At 47.5% G+C, this 13096-nt stretch carries 10 protein-coding genes; 9 read left to right on the forward strand and 1 reads right to left on the reverse strand.

The annotated features are described in order from the left end of the window. Window positions 1–131 precede the first annotated feature (131 nt). The 8 genes from groL (at window position 132) to QT990_RS12590 (ending at window position 7616) form a co-directional block, all read left to right on the forward strand. Window positions 132–1772 (forward strand): chaperonin GroEL, encoded by a 1641-nt coding sequence (gene groL / locus QT990_RS12555; protein ID WP_333046934.1) that lies wholly within the window; start codon window positions 132–134, stop codon window positions 1770–1772. A 212-nt stretch (window positions 1773–1984) separates the two neighbouring features. Beyond that, window positions 1985–2350, forward strand: coding sequence for a Tse2 family ADP-ribosyltransferase toxin (locus QT990_RS12560; RefSeq protein WP_333140390.1), 366 nt, complete (start codon window positions 1985–1987; stop codon window positions 2348–2350). A gap of 167 nt (window positions 2351–2517) precedes the next feature. After that, complete coding sequence (locus tag QT990_RS12565) at window positions 2518–2892, forward strand: hypothetical protein (protein ID WP_333140392.1); 375 nt, start codon at window positions 2518–2520, stop codon at window positions 2890–2892. Between the two features lie 332 nt (window positions 2893–3224). Then, window positions 3225–3887 (forward strand): glutathione S-transferase family protein, encoded by a 663-nt coding sequence (locus tag QT990_RS12570; protein ID WP_333140394.1) that lies wholly within the window; start codon window positions 3225–3227, stop codon window positions 3885–3887. Between the two features lie 74 nt (window positions 3888–3961). Beyond that, the gene (locus QT990_RS12575) at window positions 3962–4315 is read left to right on the forward strand and encodes a hypothetical protein (RefSeq protein ID WP_333140397.1); all 354 of its coding nucleotides are present in this window, start codon (window positions 3962–3964) and stop codon (window positions 4313–4315) included. Window positions 4316–4819: 504 nt separating this feature from the next. Further along, entirely contained in the window at window positions 4820–5083 is a 264-nt protein-coding gene (locus QT990_RS12580; protein WP_333300502.1) for a hypothetical protein, read from the forward strand. Between the two features lie 341 nt (window positions 5084–5424). Further along, on the forward strand, window positions 5425–5616 hold the full coding sequence (locus QT990_RS12585) for a hypothetical protein (RefSeq protein ID WP_333140401.1): 192 nt from the start codon (window positions 5425–5427) through the stop codon (window positions 5614–5616). A 1118-nt stretch (window positions 5617–6734) separates the two neighbouring features. Next, on the forward strand, window positions 6735–7616 hold the full coding sequence (locus QT990_RS12590; RefSeq protein WP_333140403.1) for a lysophospholipid acyltransferase family protein: 882 nt from the start codon (window positions 6735–6737) through the stop codon (window positions 7614–7616). A gap of 388 nt (window positions 7617–8004) precedes the next feature. Here QT990_RS12590 and QT990_RS12595 read toward each other — a convergent pair whose 3' ends face one another. Then, a complete protein-coding gene (locus QT990_RS12595) occupies window positions 8005–9390 on the reverse strand; it encodes a 2-polyprenyl-6-methoxyphenol hydroxylase-like oxidoreductase (RefSeq protein WP_333140405.1) in 1386 nt (461 codons plus the stop codon). Between the two features lie 317 nt (window positions 9391–9707). On the opposite strand from QT990_RS12595, the gene QT990_RS12600 reads away from it, so the two are divergent. Beyond that, complete coding sequence (locus QT990_RS12600) at window positions 9708–12806, forward strand: MFS transporter (protein ID WP_333465295.1); 3099 nt, start codon at window positions 9708–9710, stop codon at window positions 12804–12806. Window positions 12807–13096 lie beyond the last annotated feature (290 nt).

Raw genomic sequence — 13096 nt, forward strand, 5'->3', positions numbered from 1 at the left:
TTAGTCATCAGTCCTTAGTCATCAGTCATTAGTTTAAAGCGAACGCCGCCAAACAACTAATGACACGGGACAAATGACTAAAATCCATCATCCCCAATCCAAAATCTCAAACCCTCAAATCCCCAAAAACTATGGCTAAGCGTATCATCTACAACGAAAATGCACGTCGCGCCCTCGAACGCGGTATGGACATTTTGGCCGAAGCAGTGGCCGTAACCCTCGGCCCCAAAGGCCGCAACGTGGTTCTCGAAAAGAAATTCGGAGCTCCTCAGATCGTCAATGACGGTGTTACCATCGCCAAAGAAATCGAACTAGAAGACCACGTAGAAAATACAGGCGTTGCCCTGATCCGTCAAGCAGCTTCCAAAACCAACGACGCAGCAGGCGACGGTACAACAACTGCTACCGTTTTGGCTCACGCAATGGTCAAAGAAGGTCTGCGTAACGTAGCAGCCGGCGCAAATGCGATCGCCCTCAAGCGCGGTGTTGACAAAGCAACCACGTTTTTGGTAGAAAAAATTGCCGAACACGCCAAACAAGTAGAAGATTCCAAAGCCATCGCTCAAGTCGGATCCATCTCTGCTGGTAACGACGATGAAGTCGGTCAAATGATTGCCAACGCAATGGACAAGGTGGGCAAAGAAGGCGTGATTTCCCTGGAAGAAGGGAAGTCTATGACCACCGAATTGGAAATCACCGAAGGGATGCGCTTCGACAAAGGCTACATCTCTCCCTACTTCGTCACCGACACTGAACGGATGGAAGCGATTCTCGAAGAACCCTTCATCTTGCTGACAGACAAGAAAATTGCTCTGGTACAAGATTTAGTACCCGTGCTCGAACAAGTAGCTCGTTCCGGCCGCCCGCTGTTGATCATTGCAGAAGACATTGAGAAAGAAGCTTTAGCTACCCTCGTTGTCAACAAACTGCGCGGTGTGTTGAACGTGACTGCTGTTAAAGCACCCGGTTTTGGCGATCGACGCAAAGCCATGTTAGAAGATATCGCCGTATTGACCGGCGGTCAACTAATCACCGAAGACGCCGGTTTGAAACTGGAAAACACCAAGCTCGACATGATCGGCAAAGCCCGCCGCATCACCATCACCAAGGACAGCACCACAATTGTTGCCGAAGGTAACGAAGCCGCCGTCAAGTCCCGCTGCGAACAAATTCGCCGTCAAATGGACGAAACCGAGTCTTCCTACGACAAAGAAAAGCTGCAAGAACGTTTGGCCAAATTGGCTGGCGGCGTCGCAGTCATCAAAGTCGGCGCGGCTACCGAAACAGAAATGAAGGATCGCAAACTGCGTTTGGAAGATGCGATCAACGCAACCAAAGCTGCAGTAGAAGAAGGCATTGTTCCTGGTGGCGGTACAACTTTGGCTCACCTGACTCCTCAATTGGAAGAGTGGGCTAACAGCAGCCTGAAGGGCGAAGAATTGACCGGTGCTTTGATTGTGGCACGGGCTCTGGCTGCTCCTCTGAAGCGGATTGCTGAAAATGCTGGTTTGAATGGCGCTGTGATTGCTGAGCGCGTCAAAGAAAAGCCGTTCAACGTTGGTTTCAACGCAGCGACAAATGAGTTTGTCGATATGTTTGAAGCTGGTATCGTTGACCCTGCGAAGGTGACTCGTTCTGCTCTGCAAAATGCCGCATCTATTGCTGGTATGGTGCTGACAACCGAGTGTATCGTCGTTGACAAGCCTGAACCGAAGGATGGCGCTGCTGCAGGCGCTGGCGGCGGCATGGGCGGCGGCGACTTCGATTACTAATCGATAGTCGATCGTTTGATGGGGCGGGCTTTAGGGCCCGCCCTGTTATTTTGGTAACGGTTTTTAGCATAGGCATAACTTTAACTCTGAAGCGAAATTAACTAAACGCTCAATCTATAAGGCCCCCGTGCCTCTGTACTCACATGCGAGGTTATACCCAAAAACCTAACCCTGCGTGACAGTTAATTTTTTACAATTTCAGGAGATTAAAGATGCCTAAAACACCCGTTGCGCTGTATCGACAGGGGAATGCTAGTTCACCTAGAATGGATAATGTCAGACCCAATAAAGATATTACCGTTTATGAACAGCAAGATGAATTATGGGTTATGCCTACTTTAGAAGAAGGAAGGTTGTCAGGAGGAATGTCTCGGTCAGAAGGAATATCAACCTTTGAGAGTCCAGGCTCAGGAAAAAATTGGTATAAATTAGACCTCGGCACTGACATTCCACCAGAACTGGAATTAGTGAATGACCGGGACGGTCATTGGTTATTCCAGCCCAGTAGACCGATGACTCTAGAAAAATACAAAGAGGCACTTCACCTCATAGGCACATTTTTCTGTAAAATAGAATAAGTTAAGAGGAGGTTGGGTGTAAGTAGATAAACCCAACCTCCTAATATAATTAATAGTATATTTGATTAGTTTTTTATATCAAATTACCTGCATCGGAAAAAATAATCTTTTGGGTATTTTCAACTCAAGTCGGCCAATGAGTATTTATTCTTACCAAGGCAAGTATCATGAATTTATCATTTAAAGATTTAAGGTTTATTATAGAAGCCATTGAACATCAAATCAATGCCTATAAAGAACGTTTGCAAGTAATTGAAGATGTAGATGAGGATGAGGCTGCCGATCTAGGGAACGATATTAAATTTTTAGAGCTTCTCCACGCAGACATGACGACAACTTTAGCTCAGAATACTTCAGTCAAAACTTTAAGTTATGGTGAGGTTTCTTCGCCAGCTCAGAATGATAAATTTTCAGAAATATCCAAAAAAATATCGTTTCAAGAATTGGTAGAATTAACCAGGAATTTGTCACTTAGTGAGCGATTATTTCTAGTAGAGGCGATTACCTCGTCTGTGCGTCAGGAAGTCAATATGAGCCAATAATCCGCCAATAAAAGGAGCTTTAGAAGTTGGTGGGATGATATACTGATTAATCGTAAAGTGAGCAGAGATAAGGCAAATGTCAGCCACCATCACAATTAGCAGCAGCGAAATTCGGCAGATATTAAGGAATTAAGGGAATTTTAATTTAGTTTTTATACTCGTTACCAGGCTCTGCCTGGTAACGCATATCCGGAGGCTCTGCCTCCATAGTCTGGGCCGAGGCAGAGCCTCTGGACATCGGTTCCCAGGCTCTGCCTGGGAACCAGTTAACCAGTTATTGAAACTGATGCGAGGATTGCTATATTACCTTTCAATAATTACCCCCACCAGCTATGAAACTTTATCACACTCCCATTTCCACCAACTCCCGCCGCGTGTGGGTCGCCCTTTTAGAAAAAAACCTCGATTTTGAATTAATAGAAATCCACTTGGACGGCGATCACTTGCAGTCGGAATTTGTGGCAATCAATCCTTTTCACCGCATCCCTGTTTTGGTCGATGATGGCTTCACCGTCTTCGAGTCTCTGGCAATTCTTGACTATCTAGAAACGAAGTATCCCGAACCGGCAATGCTCCCGAAAGAACCGCAAGATTTGGCAGTTGTGAAAATGGTAGAATTGGTCACGATTAACGAACTTGGGCCGGCCCTTTCCCCCCTCATCAGCGAAAAAATGGGCTGGGGAAATCCTGAACCTCAAGCAATAAGAAAGGCGAAGGAAAAAGTCAATACTGTGCTGGCATTTTTTGAAGGTTTGTTGGACGATCGCCCTTTTTTCGGTAGCAACAATGTGACGTTTGCCGAGTGTACTGCCGGTACCGTCGTGCCTTTGCTGTCGTCGCAGGTTGGTGTATCCATAGACGGTTATCCAAAAATTCAAGCTTGGTGCGATCGACTAATGTCGCGTCCCTCATGGCAGCAAACTCAATTCACCGAGGCAGATTTGGCGGCTTTCGCATCTCGAAGACAAAAGTTTCTGGCACAATCTGAAGCCTAATGAACTAATCAACTCTCAAGCGATCGCTCTTTTTCCCAGCTATTTTCGCCTGCACCCAAATTCCCATCGCAGCAATGGGGCAGCCCGCCGCCCGATCGAACTACGAAGCACTTAACGCTAAACAGTTCCTTGCCGATCGCAAAATTACCGTCTCCAACCCCAAAGATATCGCCGCAAAACTCTTTATTCTCGACACAGAATCTGAAGGCCGAAAAAGCGACCAAATTTCGGTTGAATATCCCACGGGAGAAACAGCAGTAATTGTGCATACAGTTATCGGTTTAGCTGACGATTCTGTTGCTGCAATGCGACACCGCATCGAACTCAGACTCAGGCAAAATAAGTGGGAAATTATGTGGATTGGCCGACAATCGAAGTGTCAACCAAATCGCGGACACCAAAATTGGGCAAGCGGCCGCTGTCAGTAGAAAGGTCGATCGGCTTTTTGCTTAAATTCTTTCACCCCGGATACGTTGCGAGGAAGGAAGCTAGGACTTTACGCAACCGATGATGAAAAACAGAGGCCCAGAAAGATTCGCTACCGCTGGCTGCCTGCTGAAATAAGTTATTCCTGGGTAAGTCATCGAAGCAATCTGGGTTCCGCGTTGTTCCCTGGCTGCGCGACAATCTTAAAACTATTTTGGGTGTCGATCGCTCTTTTAGTCAAAAAGAGCGATCGAACTCAGAAGTTTACTTGCACATGATCAAATTTCCAGCGGAGATGAATCCGGCCACAGGGGCTGAAATCTCAACCCAATTGCGGTTTTCTCCATTCTTATCTTTCACTAACTGGAAATTCGGTACAAGCGTTACTTGACCGTTAGCAGGTACACCGCCTTTAACCGCAGCAGTCCTTGAAGGCTCAGTGCGGATAGCTAGACCCCTCGGCGCTACGCGAGGTTCTACTTGCCGGCACAGACTTACGGGGCCCGTTGCAGGTGCTGGTGCTGGCGCAGGCGCAGGTGCTGGCGCAGGTGCTGGCGCAGGTGCTGGTGCTGGTGCTGGTGCTGGTGCTGGTGCTGGTGCTGGTGCTGGTGCTGGTGCTGGTGCTGGTGCTGGTGCCGGTGCTGGTGCCGGTGCTGGTGCTGGTGCTGGTGCTGGTGCTGGTGCTGGTGCTGGTGCTGGTGCTGGTGCCGGTGCTGGTGCTGGTGCCGGTGCTGGTGTCGCTGCCGGCCTTGGGGAAGGAGTTTGACTAATTGTGGTGCTGGCTGTCGTGCACGAACCTAAATTAGCCTCGTTGTTGGGATATCCGCTAGCCACATACCCTGTGACGGGAGCGGTAATTTGAATCCAGAGGCGACCGTCGGCGGCTTTAACAGAAGTAGCGCCTTGGGAGAGCATTACCTGAGTATTAAGTGGTACCCCGCCAACTCTAGGGGATTTGGGGTCTGGGTTCTGGCGAACGGTCAAACCTTCTTTGGGGGTGACTTTGCGACAAAGGTTGCCAGCCTGGGCTATTTGAAAGGTGGCGCTATCTTCAAAGGAAATATTTTCCGCATCTTGACTGAGAGTGGATGTTGATGGGGCGGCAACACCGATGGCATTGGCCTGCAAACTTCCGGCTACGATCGCGATCGCGCCCAGCAATGCAGCGGGCTTATTCCAGCAATTCAAGTTTTTCATCCGTTCAACTCCTCACTTAACCACAATCATTATCTTAATTGCAGGTCAATATAGCAAAAAAATCGATTTGTCTTCCACAAAAAAGCTTGGTATAACTTTTTTATGACCGCAAGTCAAGTTTAATTTATATAATTTAATGTTTGGTGAGTTGAGCGAAGACACATAAAGCTGCTACGCCTATAAATGGCTCATTATGCCACAGTGGGGGAGGGAGAAGGCGAGAGTGTCCGAGTCGGGGAATGGCAGAGGGGAAAAGTAAACAGTTAAGTGTTTAAATGCCGGACTGTTTACTAGGACTGCAAGTCATTTGTTGTGTTCGTTAAACCATTTAGCTGTCAGTTGTTGCAGTTGAGTAATATGGGGCTACATTTCATGTGAATTCTTGGCAGATTCGAGAGCGAGATTGTGGTTGAGATGCTCCAATATTCAGATTGACAGGCGATGGGCGCGATCGACCCCATCGTCGTAGTGAGGTGTCACAAGCCGGATACAGTTCTTCGATCGCGCTGACATAACTCCACTGTCGATCGTACCTTACTTAAAATTGTGGCCAACAGCGCAAATCGCTAGCCTTGACCCGATGGCTGGCGTCAATTTGATAAAATCTTCCAAAACGGCAATTTATCGGCTTGAGGCACACTTGTGTTTTTGTGGCTAAAGCCGCCGCGGGATCAGCGACAGTTGCTGTAGCTGTTTCCAAACGGTTTTGTTCCTGTGGAGACAAGCAGCACAAAACCTCGGAACAAAACCAGCCCGCTCAAATCAGAAACCAAATATTTGCGCCAATTCTGATTTAATTATATTGCAATACAGTTCAGTTAACACTGTTAATTCCCCGGAGATCCCCCTAAATCCCCCTTAAGAAGGGGGACGCAAGAGCAACTTCTTGTCCCCCCCTTTGTAGGGGCGGTGCGACCCCTACTCCCCGTGCCCGCCCTCTTGGCTAGGGGGGATCAGTCTTATCTGAACCGTATTTAATTATATTGCTATAGCAACCGCGCTCGATGTTTAGGAGGTTTTCAATTGCTAAAACTAATGCGGTATATTCCCTCGTAATGGGAGCATATTAATGATAGGAAAAATCTTGTTTTGGGAGGGCGATCGGGATTAGCGCAGGCACAAGGAGAGGAAAAGCCCAACTAATCTCCTCCCTTCTTCCTTCTTTCCCAAATAACCAAAGCCTTCTCTATTCGAGAGTTAAAGCTTTCTTCCTTCTGCTATATAATGACCAAAGCGTTAAATATTTTTGCAGTGACAAAAACTACTAACAAAAAAGACGGAAAATCCTCTAACTATCCCTTTGACGGTCTATCATTAGACGATCGCAATCCCGACTTCATTCAGCTTTTGTTGCCCTTCTGGGAATGGCTGTACCGCTACTATTTTCGCGTACAAAGCGACGGCTGGCACCACGTACCCGCGAGCGGAAAAATGCTTGTTGTCGGTTCTCACAACGGGGGACTCGCCGCTCCCGATATGTTTATGTTCCTATACGAATGGTTCCGCAGGTACGGCACGGAACGCTTGGCCTACGGATTGATGCACCCCACGGTATGGAAGGTTTCCCCAGAGATTGCTAGTATGGGGGTTGAGTGTGGTGCCCTCCAGGCACATCCAAAAATGGCGATCGCAGCTTTGCGAAAAAATGCCGCAGTTCTCGTCTATCCGGGCGGCGCCCAAGATGTTTTTCGCCCCCACCATTTGCGCGATAAAATCTACTTTGCGGGACGTAAGGGATTTATCAAATTAGCATTGCGAGAAGAAGCACCAATTGTACCGATTGTATCGCACGGTGCACACGATACTTTGATAGTTTTGGCAGATTTGTACGAACAAGTTAAGCAATTGCATGAATTGGGGATGCCGTGGCTATTTGGCATCGATCCGGTGGTATTTCCGGTGTATTTGGGATTGCCTTGGGGATTGAGTATTGGGCCTTTGCCAAACTTGCCTTTACCCGTGCAAATTCGGACTCGCGTGTGCGAACCGATTGTATTTGAGAGGTACGGTTCGGAGGCGGCGCGCGATCGCGATTATGTTGATGCTTGTTTCGATCGAGTTACCGCCCAAATGCAACAACAATTAGATTGTTTGGCTGGTAAGTGAGAATTGCACAAGTCTATATTAGTTTAGGCGGCAGAAACCGATTTTTTTTACGACTATATAGCGTGAAGCGCGAGGGATAGGGGGAAAAAAACTGGTTTATTGAGTCCTGTGGGTAAGTGGTGACTACAAACATTTTTTGAAATCCATTCATTAGATTTATTTCAAAAACCGACAATTGCGGTACTAAATCTGATTTTACCCCTCTTAATTACGTGAAATACCAGAAAACCGCAGTCGCAAAAGTCATCCTTTTTATCATGCAGGTTCTAGCGGAAATCATATCAGGTTAAATCAACGCAGATGAATAGGATTTCATCTGCGTTGATCTCCTTTCATCGGCGCTCATAAAATATAATTGGCAAAACTAACCTGATTCTGTATAAACTATTTATATTAATTCTGCCTTCTGCCGAACGGTGAGTAATTGCCCGATCGCCTTAAGCGCAATACTGGGAGAAAAAAGTACAGCCGGCGACTCAATCATGTGCACAACTTCCACAAATGCTTGACAAACTTTAGCATCTCCGACTAGCACTTTTAACACCAAATCCATGTAATCAATTGTCAGCCGCGTAGCGAGGTTTAGTTTTGCACCTTCACTTCCCCGATAGCGAGAGTCCTGACTGATGGCAAATGTCCAAGGAATTGTATGTAATTTTGCTAATTTTTGTTGAAATTGTCGAGAGAAACCTTTTAAATTGCCTTGCAGATAGCGCTGCCGCTGCTTTTGGAGGCATTCATCTAACATCTGAGCATCCAGTGCAGCAACCGTTATTCCGTGTCCGTATATCGGGTTAAAAGCGCAAACTGCATGACCGATAATTATTAAGTTTTCAGGAGAACGACGGAGGCGCTCGTAGTGGCGCCAACGATTTTCTGTACCTCGATAACTATAAATAGGTGTTATTGCTTCTGCGTCTTTAATTGCATCATAAATTGTCGGGGTTGGCAAAGTGCGGGCAAATTCTAGAAAGCCTGCTTCGTCTGTGGGGGGATAATCGCGATCGCCCCCGTTGAGACTCACCAGCCAGCGATTGCCTTCGATCGGAAAAATTGCACCGCCACGGGTGCGAAATGGCGGCCCTAGTGACACAAATACTGGCGCTGTGTCTGACAATTTACCGCTGCATTTATAGATGCGGCTGGCATAGCCGACAAAAGCATTGATAACGGTTTCTTGCGGAGGTTCATAGCCCAAACTTTTCAACCATTTAGGTGTTTTGGAAACTTTGCCACTAGCATCGACTACCAAATCTGCCTTCAAATTCTCTGCATGGATGTTACCAGGGTTGTGGCGATCGCGAAAACGCACCGACACGCCAGCAACTTCCGCGCGTGAGGCATTCGCCAGCAACCCCGTTACTGTACCTCCTTGGAGGAAATGCACGTTCGTATTTTCAGCCAAGCGGCGGCGAATTTGCCAATCAAGTAAATCCCGACTGAACAAAATTAAATCATTTAGATCCGGGCTAAAGTGCGGGGCCCAACCTGCCGGACTAAACCACCCGATCGACCTCGGATCTAAACTAGGAGCACCAGCAGCTACCAGTTCGTTTTCTAAGCCGGGAAAAAACTCTTCTAGGATGATTCTCCCCCGATTTAAAAGGATGTGAAGGTGACGGGATTGAGGAATACCGGGGCGAGGTGCGGGTTTTTCTGGAAAAAAATCTCTTTCAACAATACTTACTCGGTCAAAGTGTTTGGCTAATACTCTAGAGGCCAACAGTCCTGCTAAACTGCCGCCAATAATAATTGCATGACTTTCTCGCTGCACTATCGAATCCCTTCAAAGCTAATTTGCTATGGCATTGGTTGATGAATTTTGAACAATTTGTCTGGGCTTGTGTACCAACTCTTAATATCGATCGACCACAGATTCTCCTCTGCGATTATTTTAATCAGACTTACATACCACAAATATTCCTAAAGTGATAGCCGGCCGCAGACATATTTCTACACTTCCGACTGTAGGGGGATGCTTTAGCTCGTCAATAAGGCGATGCTTGCCATTGGGGGCATGAGTCTAAAACTATACATTGGTTAACTTGCGCCAATGAGCGCGCGCACCCACTCCTTAACGAGGAATATACTATGTATCAAAATTTGCCAATAAATCCACAACTGTATAACATCGGGTTCTGGCTGGCCCAAGTGCCAGTAGAGCAGACTACTACAAACACAGCAGAAGACGCAGCACTCCTTTATTCCGGGCCGCAATTTTTCATCGCCTTGATAGCTGGAGTGGTACTCGCCTGCGCTTTCCAACTTTTGCTAACAAATTTATCAGTAGCCGCGGGTCTTTCGTACATGGGACAATCCCACGACGACGACCACCAGTCGGATAGCGGCAGTTCCCCAGTCCGCCACATCGGCAGAAAAGTAGGCACTTGGACGCTGATTACCGTCACCATCGCCCTATTCTTTGCTTGCTTGCTTGCAGTTAAGCTCAGCTTGATTAGCAGTCCCGGTTTAGGTGCGATCGTCGGTTTAGTCGTGTGGGCAACCTATTTCTCAATGCTTGTTTGGGTGAGTTCCACCACCGTCGGTTCCTTGATCGGTTCCGTCGTCAACAGCGCCACAGCAGGCTTTCAAGCCATTGTCGGCACCGCAGCCTCGGCTATCGGCGCAAAAGCAGCCAGCAACCAAGTAGTCGCCACAGCCAAAGCAGCAGCAGCAGCAGTGGGCCATGAACTCGGTAGCGCGATCGACCCCACAAGCTTGCGCGAAAACGTCGAAGACTACATCCAAAGCCTGAAACCGCCGGAATTAGACATCAAAGGGATGCGTAGCGAGTTTGAAAAATTGCTCAACGATCCGCAACTAAAAACCATTGCAGCCGAAAATTTGCCGAATCTCGATCGGCAAACTCTCGTAGATTTAGTAAGTTCGCGATCGGACTTATCAAAACGCGACGTAAACCGCATTGTAGACCAACTCCAAGATGCTTGGAAACAAGTAGGGAAACAAGGGCAGCAATCAGACGGTATCGCGCAATTAGTAGACTATCTCAAATCTGCAAAATCTGGAGATTTAGTCTCAGATAAATTGGCAAGTAGGGTAGAAAAAGCCCTCAGCAGTCTGGGCGGTCAAAATTCTGGACAAAGCCCGAACATGATGTCCCAAGCAACCACAATGGCAGTCAATGCTTTAATGGGAATAGTATTGGGTCGCACGGATATTTCTGACTTGGATCTTGAAAAAGTAGTCGGTCAGCTCAAAGAAGCTAAAGACAAAGTTACCCAGCAAACTGATAAAATTACCGCTCAAGTCAAAGGCGAACCCGTAACTTACAGCCCAATTCGTGCCGACGTAGAAAACTACCTACTCAACACTTATTCGTGGCAGATGAACCCCCAAGCCATCGAGCGCGAATTTCGGGACGTTCTCTACGATCCTACAGCAGATCCGGGAACTGTGCGCCGCGAATTAGAAAAACTCAAACAGGCAAATTTTGCGGAAATCTTGGCAAGTAGAGGTGTTTTTACCCAAGACAAAATTAAACAAATTTCCCAGGAATTAGAAGCAATTAGACAGCGCGTTTTACAAACCGTAATCTTTGCCGAGGAGCAAGAAAAAGCTCGCGATTTGCAGTGGCGGCTAGAAACTTATTTGAAGTTGACGCCGAAAGAGGAACTGACAGCAGCAGGTATCGGGAGGGATTTCAAAAAAATCTTAGAGGATTCCGACGCTAGTTACGAACAGTTGCGCGATCGCCTGTCTCCTTACACCCGCGACAGTTTCGTGCAAATTCTCCGAGGCCGCGAAAACTTCGGATTCCAGGAAGTAGAACAGATTGTTCAAGAGTTGGAAAGGACGCGAGATGTAGTTTTAGCAGATTCTAAAGGTCTGCAAGAAGCAGCGCAAGCCCGACTAGACAACCAGTGGCAAAGAGTGCAAGAATACTTGAAGTCTACGGGCAAAGAAGAACTCAATCCCGAAGGCATCAAGCGCGATTTCAAAACGCTGCTGGACAACCCGGAAGCGGGAATGTGGGCCCTGAGAGCTAGAGCTTCTAAGTTCGATCGCCAAACTTTGGTAAAATTGCTATCTCAGCGGAAAGACCTCAGCGAAGACCAAGTAAATCAGCTTCTCGACAGCGCCGAAGAAAATTGGCACAGCGCGGTACATACGCCGCAAAAGTTGGCAGAAAAAGCTAAGGATCAGTACGACCAAACCACCACCGCCCTTGCAGATTACCTTCGCAATACTGGCAAATCAGAACTCAATCCTGAAGGGATTAAGCGGGATTTGACAAAACTGCTGGAAAATCCCAAAGAAGGAGCTTTAGCGCTGCGCGGCCGCCTGTCTCAAGTCGATCGCGATACTTTGGTAAAACTGCTTTCTCAGAGACAAGATTTGAGCGAGGAACAAGTCAATCAAATTATCGACCAAGTGCAGGAAACCCTTGGCTCGATTGTGAAAGCGCCGCGCCGTTTGGCAAAACGGGTGCAAAGCCAAGTGCAGGATTTTCAGGGTGTTTTAGAAGATTATTTGCGTAATACGGGCAAGGATGAATTAAATCCAGAAGCCATCAAGCGCGACTTGCAACTGCTGCTGCATGACCCGAAAGTCGGCGCTTACAGTTTGGGCGAGCGCTTGTCACACATCGATCGAGCTACAGTGGTTTCTCTGCTGTCTCAGCGGCCGGATATTTCTGAAGCAGAAGCCAATCGCATTGTCGATGGAATTTTGTCGGTGCGCGATGAGTTCGCACTCCAAATTCAGAAAATACAGGAGGGTATTCAGTCGGTAATTGACGGGATTCTCGGAAAAATTCGGGATTACCTCAATTCGCTCGATCGCCCTGAACTCAACTACGAAGGCATTACGCGGGACGTGCGGAAGTTATTTGACGATCCGCAAGCCGGATTTGATGCTTTGCGCGATCGGCTGGGTCATTTCAACCGCGATACTTTAGTAGCATTAATGAGTTCTCGCGAGGACATTTCCGAAGCAGATGCCAACCGCTTGATCGACCAAATTGAAAGAAGCCGCAACACCGTCTTGCAAAGAGCAGAACGCTTGCAGCAAGAGGCACAGCTTCGCCTCGAAAGCATCAAACTGCAAGCCGAAAAACAAGCCGAAGAAACCCGGAAAGCAGCAGAAGTTGCCTCTTGGTGGCTGTTTTTCACCGCTCTTTCCTCGGCCGCTGCTGCTGCTGGCGCCGGTGCTTTAGCCGTTATCCGATAAAAAAGACTCAAGTTGCGATCGGATTGCAGATAGTGCCTGATATGAGTTTATACTGATATCAGGCACTAATGTTAGTAAAGGATTTGATCGGGGAGTAGGAACGGGTTTGTATTAATTTGTTGGTACTGTTGAATAATGTTATGGCTAAACCCGTTCCTACCCGTTTGTTGAGGATTGTGCAAACTGTGAATTTATAAATGTTAATTATACCAATGGGAGCATCTCACCTTTGCAGCCCTCCGCTAGAAATTGGAGTTTTGAGGCAGGAGGCAGGAGGCAGGAGGCAGAAG

It is taken from the genome of Microcoleus sp. T3_B1 (assembly GCF_036700445.1).
Classification (GTDB): Bacteria; Cyanobacteriota; Cyanobacteriia; order Cyanobacteriales; family Microcoleaceae; genus Microcoleus.